Here is a 14,224-nt window from a genome sequence, read left to right as displayed (position 1 = left end):
TCGCGGCTTCCGTCGAGACCTGCGGGCTGTCGCAGCGTCACGGCGGAAGTCGCGCCACCCATGAGGTCGGCCCGGTCTCAACCAAGGAGTACGTCCAAGCATGATCGACAATCCCAGTACGCAGCGGGTGGTGTGCAACCCGGTGAACCTCGCCTACGCATTCCAGGATTTCAAGGGGCTCACCGGTAAGAGGCGGGTGACGCGGGAGGCGGCCGATCCGTCGGTCGTTCTTTACCGCGGCACCTACTACCTGTTCGTGTCGATGACGCCGGGATTCTTCTACTCCGACGACCTGGTCACATGGAAGCTGCACCGCAGCGACGCGTTTCCGGCGTACGACTACGCGCCCGATGTGCGCGAGGTCGACGGTGCGTTGATCATCTCTGCGTCGAGGCGCGGCAAGCCGTCGCCGTTCTATCGCACCGAAGACCCGCTCTCCGACGACTTCGAGCAGGTCACGCCGGGTACCTTCGCGTTCTGGGACCCGAACCTCTTTCAGGACGACGACGATCGCACCTACTTCTATTGGGGATGCGGTCCGCGCAAGCCGATCCAGGGGGTGGAGCTGGACCGCACCACGTATGAACGAGTGGGTCCCGCCGTGCCGCTGATCGCGAGCGACACGGATCGCCGCGGCTGGGAGCGCAACGGCGAGAACAACGACCCGTCATCGATCCCGCTGCCCATGAAGATCGCCTTCGGCGGCCGCCCGTTCATCGAGGGCGCCTGGATGACCAAGAACGACGGCCGCTATTACCTGCAGTACGCGGCGCCCGGCACCGAGGCGAACGTCTACGCTGACGGCTACTACGTCGGCGACGGGCCGCTCGGACCGTTCGACTATTCGCCCGACAGTCCGTTTTCGGCGAAACCCGGTGGTTTCATCACGGGTGCAGGACACGGCAGCACCTTCCAGGACAAGCACGGCAACTGGTGGCATGCGGCCACCATGCGCATCTCGGTTAACCAGATGTTCGAGCGACGGGTCGGGCTGTTCCCGGCCGGCTTCGACGCAGACGGCGTGCTTTTCTGCAACCAGAACTTCGCCGACTATCCGATGGTGATCCCCGACCGCCCGTTCGATCCGTGGACCGAGGCTTTCCCCGGCTGGATGCTGCTGTCGTATCGAAAGCCGGTGACGGAATCCTCGACGTCGGTCGGTCACGGACCGGAACTCGCCGTCGATGAAGACATCCGCACCTGGTGGGTCGCCGGCACGGACGCACCGGGGGAGTCGCTGACCGTGGACCTTGGCGCGCCTGTCACCGTTCATGCCGTGCAGCTGAATCTCGCCGAGAACGACCTGCAGCAGTGGAAGCCATCGCCGGGTCGCGACGAATACACGAGTGCACTCGGGTCGAAGCGGGCGATCAGTGCGATCTCCCATCCGACCGAGTACGTGCTCGAGGCGTCAGCCGACGGCGAACAATGGACCACGCTCTGGGACGGCCGCGGCTCCGGGCTCGATTCGCCGCACAACACGGTCACCCGGGAAGCGGGCACGACGGCGCGCTTCGTTCGCGCGACCGCGCACAGCCTGCCGTTCGGCGCACCCTTCGCGGTGAGCGGTTTTCGCGTGTTCGGGTTCGGCGACGGGTCGGCCCCTGAACCCGTGACGGCGACTGCCAGCCGCCTCGAAGCCCGCAGCGCCGCGGTTTCCTGGCCGGCCGCTCCGGGCGCGAACGGCTACAACGTGCGCTACGGCCGCGACCCCCAGAAGCTTTATCACAGCTGGCTCGTCTACGAGCAGACCGAACTCACCCTCACGGCGCTGAACGCCGGCGAAGACTACTGGGTGGCGGTCGACGAATTCAACGAGAACGGCGTCACCCCCGGCGAGACGGTCGCACTCGGGCCTCCCGAGAGGTCCACCCACGCGATCGTCAACCCATAGATGCGACTTGCATGAACCGCGTGGCAACGAGGCGAACTCCTTCGTAACCGGTCTTGTGCGTTCGCAACAGTAGTTCGTGTGTGCCTGCCGCCGCAGGTCCGTGTGGGTCAGGCTCCGGTCCTCACCGACCGGTCGTCAGGTGCCCATGCCGGCTGCGGCGGCCAGTGCGATGATGAAGAAAAGTGCGTCGGTCAGGACGTGGACGACCAGGCCGGGCAGGATCGATCCACTCCTCTCACGGAGCCAGCCCAGGCCGAGGCCGAAGAACAGCCCCAGCGGAAGCAGTATCGGGTAGAAGCCGTGCTCGAGTGCGAAGGCGACGGAGGTGATCAGGATCACGGCCCAGGCGGGCAGATATCCGCGCAGCCAGCCGTAGAGGATGCCGCGGAAGAGGAGTTCTTCGGCGACGCCGGCGAGGATGAGTGCCCGGATCACGATCAGTGCCCAATCGAGGGGGGTCGCTGTTGCGAAGCGCGACATGTCGGTGGCATCCCGAATGACGTCGAGCCAGGCTCCTATCGCGCTGCCGCTCGCGAAGCCGAGCGCGAAGTAAACGATCCCACAGGCGGCAAGGATCACCAGCCAGACCAGAATGGCGGTCCGGAACCAGCGCCCGGCGGCAGGGCGGACCGCGAGACGGTCGCGCACGCCCTGCCAGCGGTAGACGATGAGTGCGGACACGGGCAGGAGGAGATAGACGAGGAAGACAGCAACCAGCGTCGGAGTCTCGGAGTCGACGCCCGTCATGGCGCTGGTGAGGAACCAACCGGCGGTGGCGAGAACCACGGCGCTGCCGACCCACAGCCCGAGAACGGCCAAGACACTGCGACCGGAAACGCGGGTGGTGTCGTCCGGTCGTCGAAGGCGCATCGAATCCGCTCTCATCAGGCTGCCTCACCGACAGGCTTCGCGAAGGCACGGCGACCAGGCAGATACGTCATCGATCCTCCCGACCCTTGAGCGCGAACGCGCCGAGTCCGATCTCGAGACGGGCGAACGCCCGCTCCCCGACTCGGCGCGCATCCGCTGCCAGACGGGGGCCGTGCCAGCCGTCGGTCGCCCTTCTGCGCACATGGGCCACAAACGCCCGATGCAGCCCCATCAGCGCGTTGGCGACGACCCAGCTCTCGATGTCGTCGCGATCGGCGCCGGTTTCGGAGGCCAGGACGGCGGCGAGTTCTTCGGTGTACCGGTTGACGACCTCACGCTCGGCGACCTGGAGGGTCGGGCTGGCCCCGATGAGCCTGGCAGCTTTCGCGATGGTGGCGGCAACGGCGTCGGTCGAGAGTCTCGAACCGTCAAGGAGCAGCCGTCGCACCGCCTTAACAGCCGCCTCACCCGGCTGACGTTGGCGGACAGCCTCGACGATCTGCTCCTCGAAGAGGGCTTGGCCCGAGAAGAAGAGGGCTTCCTTGGTCGGAAAGTAGTTGAACACGGTGACCACCGAGACCTCAGCGGCCCGGGCGACCTCCGCGACGGTGACCTCATCGAAGCCCCGCTCTGAGAAGAGGCGGAGGGCGGTCTCGTGGATGAGCTGCCGAGTCCTCTGCTTCTTGCGCACACGGAGGCTGAGTTCGGCAGTCACAAGCCCAGCGTAGATTAACCGACTAAAATTTCATAGTGACTAAAGTCTTGTCGGTTCCTGCCTTGCGTCAGAATCGCGGCGAGGCTTGCCCACGGCGAACCGGGCGGTGAAGAGATCCGCGCCTTTGCGACGGATCACCTCGTCGACCGGCGCCAGCCCTCGAAACCGAAACAGCCTCCCCGGCGCGCGCCCTTGCTTACTTCCGCGAGCAGACGCCAGATACCCGCATTCTGGTGTGGATTCGCAGGACGTGAATCTACGGCCACGAGCGGAGTAGAAGGGCACGCCGACGAAGCCGATACCGCTCCGTTGACCTGGTGCCGTCGACTGTGCCAAATCATCCCGCAAGGATGATGTGAGGCCGGCCACCGTGTTTCAGGGTGGCCGTGGCGCTGCGCTTATGTGGCGGAGGATCGCGGCCGGCAATCCGTGCGGGCTGACGAAGACAGGAGTGGTGAAATGGCTGATCAGACGTATGTGGCGATTGCTGCGCAGTACGCGAGCGAAGACGATGCAGTGGCGGAGTTCGATCGGGTTCGTGAGCAGTACAAAGGCACCGGAAAGCACGAGGGATTTGACGCCGCAGTCGTCGTGCGCGACCAGGAAGGCAAGGTCTCAATTCCCGAGCGCGCTGACGGAGCCAAACACCATGGTGGCAGGAAAGGCGTCGCAATCGGTCTGGCTGGTGGCCTCGTTGTCGCCCTCTTCCCGGCGGTCGCAATCGGCGGTGCTCTTCTGGCTGGTGGGGCGGCCGGTGGCGGGATCGGCGCGATCGCTGGGCACCTGCGGAACAAGTCGTCCGCGGAGGACCTCAAGAAGATCGCCGAGACTCTCAGCGCGGGAAGCGCTGGGATCGTCATCGTCGCCACCCCGGCCGACGCCGACGAGGTCGAGAAGCAGTTGACGAACGCTTCGAGCGTGACCAGGAAAGACCTCGCTGTTGACGACGAGACGCTGGACAAGGAAGTCGAGGACGCAGCCAAATAGGTTCGGACGCGGGCTCCGATCGAGAGAGCGGTGGGATCAAGCTCGACACGGACGGCTTCGACCCGTCCCTCTTCAGGGATGACGACGGAACCTGGTACTACACCCGACGCAGTCTCTAATTCGGGCGCCCCGACGGCAACCTCGGTGCCATCGTGCAGGCCGAGCTGGACATCGAGACGGGTGAACTCGGCCCACTCCGGGCGATCACGGAGAACCATCGCGGGTTCGTCACGAACGACATCGAGGGACCTCACCTCTACCGTCGCGACGACTGGTATTACCTTTCCGCAGCCGAGGGAAGCAGCTGGAAGGGCCACCAGCAGACGATCGGCCGCAGTCGCACGCCCTGGGGCCGTTCGAGCCGGCCCCGCACAATCCGTCCGCGTCCGCAGGCAGGCCGACGACCTCGTGGTCGAGGATGTGATGTCGCTTTCCGGAAACGGGCCGGTGGCGTTCGAACTCGAGGCGCGACCATCCGAGTACACATTCTCCGTTGTTGCGGACGGGGTGCGCCGCCACCTTGCCACAGGTTCGGCACGGCTGCTCTCCGCCGAAGCGGCCGAGTGGTTCGTCGCCGCGCAGTTCGCGCTCCTCTGCGAGGGACCGGTGGATGACGCCGAGGCGATCTTCGACGAGGTCGCGTGGGACGAGCTGGAGCCCGGGCCGCCGCAGATCGTGCTGCCGTTCTGACATCTCCCCCGGCGAGGTGTGCGTCGAGGCACGCGAATGGCCCGGCAGATGTTTCGCCGGGCCATTCGGGAGCAACCGATCAATGATCGATATGCGGGTGATCGGGGTGATCAGCCTGCATCGTTGTGATCGGTTGATCCTGCCGGGATGCCGGGGACGTTGTCAGGCCCGTAGATCTTGGCGTCGCCCGGGTACGGGGTCGTCCAGTGCTTGGTCTGGTACCAGGTCCAGCGGTTCATCAGGTCCGGGTTGTCATAGTCGGGCACAGCGGACTGCTTGGCGGTTCCGGTGAAATGCTGCTTCTCCGCCCATTTCTGCCACTGTGCGGCGACGGTCTGTTCGGACGCCGGGACTGCGGCGGCCTTGGCGGCGGCGGCGTTGACCGCCTGCGCCGCGGCGCCGGTCGCGCCGAGGGTGTCGTAGCCACAGGCGGGCGCGGTCACCACCCCCTCCGTCAGCGGCACTTGGTTGAGCACCGCGTTGTACGGCGTCAGGTCGGCTTTGTTGGTGAACGCGTCGGTCATCGGCGTCGCCGCGGCGAGCTTTTGGTTCAGCGGCTGGGCGCCGAGGATCTGCTCGATAGTGCGGACCAGGCTGATCTGCGAGTAGAACGTGTTCACCGTCTTGCCATGCACCGCGTAAGGGCTGATCACCTGGACCGGAGCGCGGTGACCGTCGACGTGATCGGCACCGTCCTGGGTGTCGTCTTCGGCGACGAAGATCGCCGAGTCCTTCCAGTACGGGGAGTGCGAGATCTCATCGACGATCTTGCCGACTGCGAGGTCGTTGTCGGCGACCTGTGCCTCAGGGTCGGCGGTGCCGCCCGTGTGGTCGCTCGACAGCCAGACCATGTTCAGGTTGGCAGGACCGTTCTTCTCGAAGTCCTGCTTCCAGGTTTCGTAGCGGTAGATGTCCGGCACCGCGAGGTCGAACGGCGCGGCGTTCGGGTCCGTGATCGCGTTGAGCGACGGGATGGCCGAGCTGGCGTGCAGCTGGAGCGACGGGGAGAACAACTGGGTCGGGTCATCGCCCGCCATGACGCCCTTCGCCGTGCAGTAGTACTGCTGCCAGGTCGCCCCGGCCGGCTTGCCCTCTCCGTACTCGAACTCACCGAAGTTCTTCGCGCTCTTGCCGGCGGACTGGATCGCGTTCCAGAGGAAGCCGGAGCGCTGGTGGCCCAGCACGTCCTCCTCCGTGTCGTACGAGCGCGTGTACTCGCCGGCACTGATCTGGGTGTACGCCGGGTTGTCGCCCTGCATGAGCCAGTTGTGGCCCTCGGCCGAGTTCGTCCCGATGTCGTAGATGTTGTCGTACAGTCCGAACTGGGTCGCAAGCGCGTGCTGGTTCGGCGTGACCTTCGCCCCGAACTGGGCGAGCGACGGGTCGCCGTTGCCTTGCTTCATGTCGCCGTAGAGCTGGTCGTAGCTGCGGTTCTCCTTGACCAGGAGGAACACGTGCTTGATGGCGGACGGATCCCCGATGCGCTTCGGGAGGGCCACGACCGCCTGGTCCTCGCCCTGGGCCTGCTTGGCCGAGCTACCGTCCCAGCCGTTCTGGACGAATACCTGCGCGGTGTACTTCTGGATCTCTTTGTCGCTCGGCAGGGTGAACCGGGTGAGCGAAGCGGTGGTCGCGTGGGTGCCGTGACCTGTGGCTGCGGTGGTGCCCTGCCCCTTGTTGAAGGTCAGCGCCGGACCGCGGGCGTCGATTCCGCGCGTGTTCGTGACCACGATCTGGCCGTTCACCGCGGCGACGTTCTCCGGGAAGTAGTCCGTGGGCAGAAGGCCGATGTAGCTGGCCGGGTCGCGCGGGTCCTTCCTGTCGACCTTGTACACCGCGATCGCGTTGGCGTTGCCGAGGGAAACCAGCAGGTGGTCGCCCTGCATCGTGATCGCGGTCGGCTGGTATCCGGTCTTCGACGAAGCCCACGGCTGGGTCACGAAGGTCTGCACGACTGCGCCCGTCTTCGTGTCGATGACCGAAACAGTGTCGCTGTTCGTGTTCGCCACATACAGCGTGGTGCCGTCCAGGTACATCGCCGTCGGGTGGAGCTGGACGGGAATCGACGAGACCGGGGTCGAGGGGTTCGCAGTGTCGATGACACTGACCGTTCCCGTTGTCGACGTGCCCAGCGTGGTGTTGGCCGGCACCTGGGTGCCGTAGGAGCCCATCGTCGTGTCGCCCGCAACGGCCTGGCGGCCGCCCTCGTTGGAGACGTAGAGCGTGTTGCCGACGAACTTCAGCTGGCGCGGAGCGATGCCGACGCCGAAGCTCTGCTTGATCGCGCCCGTGGCCGGGTCGACCGCGACTACGGTGTTCTGGCCGTTGACGGCGGCGTAGAGCGTCGAGCCGTCTGCGGAGAACGCCATGCCCGCGGTCAACGCCTCAAGGCCGCCCACGGTCGGGATGCTGATCTTGGTGCCGGCTCCGAGGGAGCCGTCCGCGTTGAACGGGTACCGGACGATGCCAGTCGCGACCGGGGTGAAGAGGAACTTGCCGTCGGGGGAGAATACCGGGCCCTCCTGGCCGACGGTTCCGTCGGAGATCTTGAGGTAGGCCATGTTCCCGTAGCCGGCGTTGGTCGCTGCGGTCGCGAACGACGCGGCCGCGAGAGTGCCAGCCGCCGCGACCGGCTTGTAGGTCTTGAGGTCGAAGATCTGCAGGTCGACCGAGCGGTCGGTGCTGGTTCCGACGAGGTAGCGGCCGTCGGGGCTGACGACCGACCCCATGAGCTTGCCGAACGGCGTCATCACCCGGTCGCCGATGGGCTTGATCATCTGACCGGAGGAGACCTGCAGACCGCCGCTGTATTGGGTTCCGACCTGCTGATCGCCGATCGCAATCGTCGACGCAGTGGCGATGCCGCCACCCAGCAGAGCAAGGGCACAGCCTCCTGCGGTTATCGCGAGGACGCGGTGTCCTTTGACGAGCGATGAAAGTCGGCGCAGGCCAGATGGCTTGCGCTGAGGTGATTCGTTGTGCATCGACGTACCTTTCCAGGGTTCGTGTTGCTGAGACCGGTAATTGCAGCCTCCGCGTGGAGGCCCAAGACAAGACACTGGCGTGACCCCCGCAAGGGGGTCAACCAAACAGTCGATGAATGGCGGGTTACACCGCTGCCGGCCAGTGCGGCTTCTCGATGTGAACGTTCAACAAACAAGTGCACGTCAGAGCGAACTAATGGATGACGTTCAACCGCTTCACAGCGCGAGTCCTGTCGTGTCCTACCTCGAGGCCAGATACTCCGGCCGATAGTGTTCGCCCATGCCGACTGAACGTCTTCCCGAATTCAAGCCGATGGTGCCGGCAACCCAGTTGCCGGGAATTGTGGTCAAACGGCCGCCTGTACCGCGAACCGTGACGCTAGCATTCTGGATGCTGCTCGCGACCTGCGCGATCGCGCTTGCGAGTGAGGCCGACGTGTTGATCGTCCTCTCCAGACGCGGACTTGTCGCGGACTCGACCTACCTCATCGGCGGACTGGTCCCGATCGGGATTCGGGCGTTGCTCGCCTTCGCTGCGCGTCGCGGCGCGAAGTTCGCTCGTGCGCTCCTGACCCTCATCGCTTTCATCAGCGCGCTGAGCCTCTTCAGGGCGTTTGACCCGCTCGACATCGTGCTCGTGGCGATGGTGGTGGCAGCGGTCGTTCTGCTCTGGGTGCGCCCGTCGACCCGGTACTTCCGGGCTGTCGCCGCCGCAGTTGCGGCGGCCAAGGGCAAGGAACTGCCGTCCCGTTGACCGTCCAGACCCACTGCGCCCGGTTACGACGAGAGCGACTGCTTGAAGTCGCAGTACGCACACACCAGATGCCCGTTCGTGTACTCCCACAGGTGCGGGTGAGGTGAGGCGAAGAAGCCGCAGAGGTCTTCGGCGACGGCGAGGTTCAGGTCGGCGGTGATGGTGTCGGTGGTCGGCATTTCGGTTCAGCTTTCGGCGGCTCGGGTGCGGCGCGGTTGGCGTCTTCTCATGTGACTACGTTGGATCACACCAGTATCCAGCGTCGGACGAAGCTGCAAAATACCTAGAAGTGGTGCCGCCCCATGTGGGGTCACGCGCGACGATTCCACCGGCCGACGGAGAGATCCTTCTCTTTTTCCGTGGTCAGTCGTGAGGAGGGCGGCGCAGTCGCTTGACGTCGGTACGCCGCTTCTTCGCGTCCAAACGTCGTTGCTTGGCACCGCGACTCGGCCTCGTCGGTCTGCGCGACGGTGCTGGAGGCCGGAGGGCGTCGGCCACGATGTCGGCCAGCCGAACGCGCGCAGCTTCCCTGTTGCGCAATTGCGCCCGGTGCTCGGATGCCGCGATCGTCAGCATTCCGTCGACGAGGCGACTGCTCAGACGCTCGAGGAGGCGCTCCCGCTGGAACGGCGAGAGAACGGCGGAGCCTGCCACATCCCACACGAGTTCCGCCCGGGAGTCGGCAGTGTTCACACCTTGGCCGCCTGGGCCGGATGACCGGGAGAACCGCCAGGACAACTCGGACTCGGGGATCGTGAGTCCGGGGCCGACCCGAAGGCCGGGACGGTGAGCAGCGGGCATGGGTCCATCATCCTCTCAGGCTCGAGATACGCCCACAGACGGACCCCCTCGTTGTCTTCCTGTCGGTAGTGCGGCATAGGCTCACGTCGTGGCCACCCTAGACGACCTGCGCCGGACCGCTGTTGGGTTGCCCGGGAGCGAGGAGCGCGCGACGACGGGTGGTGCCGCCTGGTTCGTCCGCGGCAAGCTGTATGCGTGGGAGTGCCATCCTTGGCCGAGCATCCCCGCAGACATACGCGAGATTATTGCAGCCGAGCTCGTCGTCGGGGTGAAGGTCGCCGACCGCCTGGACGCGCTCGCCCTTCTCGAAATGGCGCCCACCGTGTTCCTGCGAACCACGACCACCTGGGGCGAGCCGAAGGTCGCGTTCCGCATGGCCGGCATCGACGAGGACCACCTCGCCGAGCTCGTGATGGACGCCTGGCGTGTGCAGGCTCCGAAGTATCTGCGGCGTGAGCTCGACGACGTGGCTCTGAGGAACGACGAGTTTTGAACCAGACACCCTTCCACTTCGTGTAAACACTGAGGAGGTCGCAGGCCGCGGGGCCCGTACGAACCGAAACACCCAACGCCTACTCCATGACATTCAGAACCGAGAGCCGCATCACCGTCGCCGGCAGCGTCACTGACGTGTGGGCTTACCTGTGTGACGTCGGACGCTGGTCGGAGTGGGCGCCGACTGTGCTCGAATGCCGGGTTCGCGGCGGTGGCATCCTGCAACCCGGCGTGTGGCTGGAGCAGCGGGCGCGGGACTACGGGTTCAATCACCGTCGCACCGAGCAGGTGACCGCCGTCGACCCGCCCCGTTCCATGGCGTTCGTCGGCACAATGGGAACGTCGGTGGCGCGCTGGGGGATGGAATTCGAGCCGGCAGGCGGCGGACAGACCGACGCCATGATGTGGGTTGAGGTCGACCTCGCGAACATCATGCGCGCCATCCCCGGCCACGCCCTCCAGGGGCAGGTCCAGCGTGTGAGCAACATCGAGATGGCGGCGATCAAAGCCGCGATCGAGTCCGACGTGCAGGCAGGCGCGGCGTCACCGTGAGCGAGGCCGACCGTACTCGGGAGCGCTTGATCGAGACGTACCGCAAGAAGGCCAGACATTACGATGTCACCTCCCGGCTGTACCCGGCACCCGGCTACCCGCAGCGGTCCCAGCGCCTGTGCGTCGTGCGGACCCTCGGTCTCCGCGAGGGTGACACGGTGGTCGACATCGCCTGTGGTACGGGCCTGAACTTTCCGCTGATCGAGGAGGCGATCGGTCCCGGGGGACGCATCGTCGGCGTCGATCTGACCGACGCGATGCTCGCCCGTGCCGGCGACCGGGTCGAAGCGAATGGATGGGGCAACGTCAGCCTCGTGCAGGCCGACGCAGCCGCGTTCGACTTCCCGGCCGACGTCGACGCCATCCTGTCCACCTACGCCCTGACGCAGGTGCCCGGCTGCGCACAGGTCATCGCACATGGTGCCGCGGCCCTCTCCGCCGGCGGTCGTTGGGTGGTGCTGGATCTCAAAATCCCCGACCGCACGCCGGTCTGGCTTTCGCGGCTGGGAGTCGCAGTGGTGCCGACTTCCGCATCCCTCGACGAGTGGGTCATGCGCCGTCCGTGGGAGACGATCCGCGCGGCCATGCAGGACGAGCTGGCTGATCCCTCCTGGGCTGAACTGTGCTTCGGCACCGCGTTCCTCGCCGCCGGGTCCGCCCCCAAAACCGTCGCTGACCACCGCGGCCGCTGAAAAGCTGGCCGCATTCCAGCGAAGCACTATCGAACTCTCTCGTCGAAGGGCATGATCGACGCATCGAACCGTCCCGCGGACCGGGACAGAAATGGCGGGCAGAGCTATGAGTGATGTCGATCCGGGGGCGCCCACTGTGGTGCTCGTTCACGGCGCGTTCGCAGACGCCGGCAGCTGGGCCGGGGTGACCGAGCTGCTGCTCGCCGCGGGGGTTGCGGTTCAGGCCCCGGCGAACCCGCTGCGAGGGATCGCGATCGATTCCGACTACATTGCGAGCGTCATCGCGCAGATCCCGGGCCCGGTGCTCGCGGTCGGCCATTCCTACGGTGGCGCGATCATCTCCAACGCTGGCACGCGGGCCACCAACGTCGTCGGGCTCGTCTATGTCGCGGCGTTCTCGCCCGAAGAGAACGAGACTCTTGGTGAGGTCGAAGGCACATCTCGCGACAGTGCGCTGGGTTCGGCGCAGCTGCTCAGGCAGTTCCCGGCCGGCCCGGCCGGCGAGACGGCGGTCGAAATCTATGTGGACCCCGCGAAGTTCCACGAGGTGTTCGCTCGCGATCTTCCCGAAGCGCAGGCGGCCGTCCTGGGCGCATCGCAGCGGCCCGTCGCCGCCTCGGCTTTCGGCGAGAAGAACGGGGTGCCCGCATGGAAGACACTCCCGTCGTGGGCGGTCGTCGCCACCGGCGACAAGGCTGCCGGCGCCGATGTCGTACTCCGGATGGCGCAGAGAGCGGGTGCCGAGATCACGGAGCTCGAAGGCTCACACGTCATCATGATCTCCCAGCCGCGTGCGGTGGCCGATGTCATCCTCTCCGCGTTGAAAGCCGTCGGCTGATGTCGCCCGCCGATTCTGAGCCGATGGATGCTCTTGCCGGCACGCTCAAGCGCACCGAGCTGCAGCACAAGCAGTCCTCGATTCCGGGTCGCGAGATCGTGCAGGTGTTGACGGAGATCCCGGTCGGGGTGGAATCCGGCTGGCACGTCCATCCCGGTGAGGAGGTCGGCTACATCCTCGCCGGGACCGTCGAGATGATGATCGACGGCCAGGAGACCCTCACCCTCCGTCAGGGCGACCCTTTCCTGATGCCGCCGGGCACTCCCCACAATGCGCTCGATGTCGGGCCCGGTACGGGCATGATGCTCTCCACCTACATCGTCGAGGTCGGAAAGCCTCTGGCGTCTTTCGTCACCGTGCAGTGATCGGCGGTCCTGCCGAAGGGGGCTCCTGCTGGCAGCGTTTTCGTAGGCGGCTGAGCTCATGACCACGCGCTAGCATCACCTCATGCCTGTCGTGTCGGTCTGGCGGCCCGGAACCGTGCGCGCGGCCGCCGGAGGTCTTGTCGCGCTGACCGTCGCGACCTTCCTCGCTGTCACGACCGAGATGCTTCCGGTCGGCCTTCTCACCCCGATGGGCGCGGCGGTGGGCGTGTCCGTTTCGATTGCGGGCCTTCTCGTCACGGTGTACGCATTCATGGTCGCCGCTCTCGCCGTGCCGCTCACCCTGTCGACCGCCCGGTTTTCACGCAAAGGCCTGCTGCTGGCCACGCTGGTCGCGTACACGCTCAGCAACGTCATCGTCGCAGTCGCACCGAATTTCGCGGTACTGGCTGCCGGCCGGGCGTTCGGCGGCATCGCGCACGCACTGTTCTTCTCGGTCAGCATCGGATACGCGTCGCGGCTGGTGCAGCCCGCATATACGGGACGTGCGCTCGCCATCGTCACGGCCGGAGCATCCGCCGGTTTCGTACTCGGCGTGCCCCTGTCGACCTCGCTGGGCACGGCGCTGGGATGGCGAGCCGCTTTCGGCGTGCTGGCGGGCGTGTGCGCCGTCACCGTCGTGATCGTGGCCCTGCTGCTTCCGGCCGTTCCCGGCGGCGGGAGCAGCCACAGGGGTGAGGGAGCCGGAGCGCGGCGGATGCGCCTGGCCGTCGTCTCGACAGCGAATGCGGTCGTCTATCTCGGGCAGTTCACGGTGTACACCTACATCTCGGTCCTCCTGTTCGCGGCGGGCCTCGCGGCGACCGGTGTCGGTCCGGTGCTCCTCGGACTCGGCACCGTCGGACTGCTCGGTACGTGGTTCGCGGGCGCGAACCTCGACCGTCGCCCTCGCGTGACCGTTCTGCTCCTCCTCGGCGTCGTGGTGCTCGGGCTGGTCGCGCTCGGCCTGACGTTCCCCGCCCTGGGCGGGGTTCTGGCCGCCGCAGCGCTGTGGGGCTCGGGATTCGGTGGCGTTGCCTCGGTGTTCCAGACAGCGGCCATCCGCACCCGGGGCGCGACACCGGAAGTGATCGGCGCGCTCATCAACTCGACCGCGAACATCGGTATCGGCGGGGGAGCGGCGATCGGTGCTATCGTGCTGGCGGGACCCGGACTCGGCTGGCTCCCCTTCGCCGGTGCCGCCCTGGTGCTCGCCGGGCTGATCACGGTGGTCGTCGCGCGCCAGTCGTTCCCGCAATCGCCGTAGGTCGGCTATTTCCAGCGGAAGTGGATGAAGATCCGCCCGAAATTGTCCGAATCCTTCTCGACCCGATGGTAGAGCTGCTTGATCTCCTTCTGGTCGAGGAACCGGAGCACGCGCTTCTTCAGCTGGCCAGAGCCCTTGCCGGGGATGATCTCGACCAGCGGCGCCTTCTTCGCAATCGCCTCATCGATGATGCCGCGGAGCGCCCTGTCGATCTCGGCGCTGTTGTTGTAGATGTCATGGAGGTCGAGCTTCAGTTTCATCGGCACCTTCCCACGTTCGAAGGTACTCCGCCCTTGTAAAGTCGCGACTCGCGCCTACTATGG

At 66.1% G+C, this 14,224-nt stretch carries 16 protein-coding genes and 1 pseudogene; 11 read left to right on the top strand and 6 right to left on the bottom strand.

The features are described from left to right. Positions 1-100: 100 nt before the first annotated feature. Complete coding sequence (locus ACPPVQ_RS17270; RefSeq protein ID WP_426516361.1) at positions 101-1,894, top strand: family 43 glycosylhydrolase; 1,794 nt, start codon at positions 101-103, stop codon at positions 1,892-1,894. Positions 1,895-2,029: 135 nt separating this feature from the next. On the opposite strand, the gene ACPPVQ_RS17265 is transcribed toward ACPPVQ_RS17270, so the two are convergent. Next, the gene (locus ACPPVQ_RS17265; protein WP_426516360.1) at positions 2,030-2,779 is read right to left on the bottom strand and encodes a CPBP family intramembrane glutamic endopeptidase; all 750 of its coding nucleotides are present in this window, start codon (positions 2,777-2,779) and stop codon (positions 2,030-2,032) included. 52 nt (positions 2,780-2,831) lie between these two features. Beyond that, positions 2,832-3,479, bottom strand: coding sequence for a TetR/AcrR family transcriptional regulator (locus ACPPVQ_RS17260; protein ID WP_426516359.1), 648 nt, complete (start codon positions 3,477-3,479; stop codon positions 2,832-2,834). A 459-nt stretch (positions 3,480-3,938) separates the two neighbouring features. Here ACPPVQ_RS17260 and ACPPVQ_RS17255 point away from each other — a divergent pair, with 459 nt between their 5' ends. The 3 genes and pseudogenes from ACPPVQ_RS17255 to ACPPVQ_RS17245 all read left to right on the top strand — a co-directional run bounded on the left by ACPPVQ_RS17255 (position 3,939) and on the right by ACPPVQ_RS17245 (position 5,156). After that, a complete protein-coding gene (locus ACPPVQ_RS17255) occupies positions 3,939-4,466 on the top strand; it encodes a DUF1269 domain-containing protein (RefSeq protein ID WP_426516358.1) in 528 nt (175 codons plus the stop codon). A gap of 152 nt (positions 4,467-4,618) precedes the next feature. Further along, positions 4,619-4,762 (top strand): annotated as a pseudogene (locus ACPPVQ_RS17250) (hypothetical protein); the annotation flags it as partial. Between the two features lie 127 nt (positions 4,763-4,889). Continuing rightward, positions 4,890-5,156 (top strand): hypothetical protein, encoded by a 267-nt coding sequence (locus ACPPVQ_RS17245; RefSeq protein WP_426521411.1) that lies wholly within the window; start codon positions 4,890-4,892, stop codon positions 5,154-5,156. 110 nt (positions 5,157-5,266) lie between these two features. Here the strand turns inward: ACPPVQ_RS17245 and ACPPVQ_RS17240 are convergent, their stop codons facing one another. Beyond that, a complete protein-coding gene (locus tag ACPPVQ_RS17240) occupies positions 5,267-8,140 on the bottom strand; it encodes an alkaline phosphatase family protein (RefSeq protein WP_426516357.1) in 2,874 nt (957 codons plus the stop codon). Between the two features lie 280 nt (positions 8,141-8,420). Between ACPPVQ_RS17240 and ACPPVQ_RS17235 the strand changes: the two genes are divergently transcribed. Further along, complete coding sequence (locus ACPPVQ_RS17235) at positions 8,421-8,894, top strand: hypothetical protein (protein ID WP_426516356.1); 474 nt, start codon at positions 8,421-8,423, stop codon at positions 8,892-8,894. Between the two features lie 23 nt (positions 8,895-8,917). Here the strand turns inward: ACPPVQ_RS17235 and ACPPVQ_RS17230 are convergent, their stop codons facing one another. Next, on the bottom strand, positions 8,918-9,073 hold the full coding sequence (locus ACPPVQ_RS17230) for a hypothetical protein (RefSeq protein ID WP_426516355.1): 156 nt from the start codon (positions 9,071-9,073) through the stop codon (positions 8,918-8,920). A 184-nt stretch (positions 9,074-9,257) separates the two neighbouring features. Continuing rightward, positions 9,258-9,695, bottom strand: a complete 438-nt coding sequence (gene arfB / locus ACPPVQ_RS17225; protein ID WP_426516354.1) for an alternative ribosome rescue aminoacyl-tRNA hydrolase ArfB — start codon at positions 9,693-9,695, stop codon at positions 9,258-9,260. A gap of 88 nt (positions 9,696-9,783) precedes the next feature. Between arfB and ACPPVQ_RS17220 the strand changes: the two genes are divergently transcribed. The 6 genes from ACPPVQ_RS17220 (at position 9,784) to ACPPVQ_RS17195 (ending at position 13,901) form a co-directional block, all read left to right on the top strand. Next, positions 9,784-10,188: an MmcQ/YjbR family DNA-binding protein gene (locus ACPPVQ_RS17220; RefSeq protein WP_426516353.1), complete on the top strand. Its 405-nt coding sequence runs from the start codon at positions 9,784-9,786 to the stop codon at positions 10,186-10,188. A gap of 86 nt (positions 10,189-10,274) precedes the next feature. Further along, positions 10,275-10,742, top strand: a complete 468-nt coding sequence (locus ACPPVQ_RS17215) for an SRPBCC family protein (RefSeq protein ID WP_426516352.1) — start codon at positions 10,275-10,277, stop codon at positions 10,740-10,742. Next, entirely contained in the window at positions 10,739-11,434 is a 696-nt protein-coding gene (locus ACPPVQ_RS17210) for a class I SAM-dependent methyltransferase (protein WP_426516351.1), read from the top strand. Before ACPPVQ_RS17215 ends, ACPPVQ_RS17210 begins: the two co-directional genes overlap by 4 nt. Before the next feature lie 106 nt (positions 11,435-11,540). Next, a complete protein-coding gene (locus ACPPVQ_RS17205; protein ID WP_426516350.1) occupies positions 11,541-12,272 on the top strand; it encodes an alpha/beta fold hydrolase in 732 nt (243 codons plus the stop codon). Positions 12,273-12,295: 23 nt separating this feature from the next. Then, positions 12,296-12,637: a cupin domain-containing protein gene (locus tag ACPPVQ_RS17200; protein ID WP_426516349.1), complete on the top strand. Its 342-nt coding sequence runs from the start codon at positions 12,296-12,298 to the stop codon at positions 12,635-12,637. 82 nt (positions 12,638-12,719) lie between these two features. After that, entirely contained in the window at positions 12,720-13,901 is a 1,182-nt protein-coding gene (locus ACPPVQ_RS17195; RefSeq protein ID WP_426516348.1) for an MFS transporter, read from the top strand. 5 nt (positions 13,902-13,906) lie between these two features. Here the strand turns inward: ACPPVQ_RS17195 and ACPPVQ_RS17190 are convergent, their stop codons facing one another. Next, complete coding sequence (locus ACPPVQ_RS17190; protein ID WP_426516347.1) at positions 13,907-14,161, bottom strand: Smr/MutS family protein; 255 nt, start codon at positions 14,159-14,161, stop codon at positions 13,907-13,909. Positions 14,162-14,224: the final 63 nt, after the last annotated feature.

This window comes from Leifsonia sp. McL0618 (genome assembly GCF_049994905.1).
Taxonomy (GTDB): Bacteria; Actinomycetota; Actinomycetes; order Actinomycetales; family Microbacteriaceae; genus Diaminobutyricibacter.
This window is presented reverse-complemented; position numbering and strand designations above follow the sequence as displayed.

Coding starts and splice junctions, on each gene's coding strand:
- ACPPVQ_RS17240 (WP_426516357.1), bottom strand. CDS start 8,140: ATGCACAACGAATCACCTCAGCGCAAGCCATCTGGCCTGCGCCGACTT.
- ACPPVQ_RS17230 (WP_426516355.1), bottom strand. CDS start 9,073: ATGCCGACCACCGACACCATCACCGCCGACCTGAACCTCGCCGTCGCC.
- ACPPVQ_RS17255 (WP_426516358.1), top strand. CDS start 3,939: ATGGCTGATCAGACGTATGTGGCGATTGCTGCGCAGTACGCGAGCGAA.
- ACPPVQ_RS17215 (WP_426516352.1), top strand. CDS start 10,275: ATGACATTCAGAACCGAGAGCCGCATCACCGTCGCCGGCAGCGTCACT.
- ACPPVQ_RS17265 (WP_426516360.1), bottom strand. CDS start 2,779: ATGAGAGCGGATTCGATGCGCCTTCGACGACCGGACGACACCACCCGC.
- ACPPVQ_RS17270 (WP_426516361.1), top strand. CDS start 101: ATGATCGACAATCCCAGTACGCAGCGGGTGGTGTGCAACCCGGTGAAC.
- ACPPVQ_RS17245 (WP_426521411.1), top strand. CDS start 4,890: ATGTCGCTTTCCGGAAACGGGCCGGTGGCGTTCGAACTCGAGGCGCGA.
- ACPPVQ_RS17200 (WP_426516349.1), top strand. CDS start 12,296: ATGGATGCTCTTGCCGGCACGCTCAAGCGCACCGAGCTGCAGCACAAG.
- ACPPVQ_RS17205 (WP_426516350.1), top strand. CDS start 11,541: ATGAGTGATGTCGATCCGGGGGCGCCCACTGTGGTGCTCGTTCACGGC.
- ACPPVQ_RS17190 (WP_426516347.1), bottom strand. CDS start 14,161: ATGAAACTGAAGCTCGACCTCCATGACATCTACAACAACAGCGCCGAG.
- ACPPVQ_RS17235 (WP_426516356.1), top strand. CDS start 8,421: ATGCCGACTGAACGTCTTCCCGAATTCAAGCCGATGGTGCCGGCAACC.
- arfB (WP_426516354.1), bottom strand. CDS start 9,695: ATGCCCGCTGCTCACCGTCCCGGCCTTCGGGTCGGCCCCGGACTCACG.
- ACPPVQ_RS17195 (WP_426516348.1), top strand. CDS start 12,720: ATGCCTGTCGTGTCGGTCTGGCGGCCCGGAACCGTGCGCGCGGCCGCC.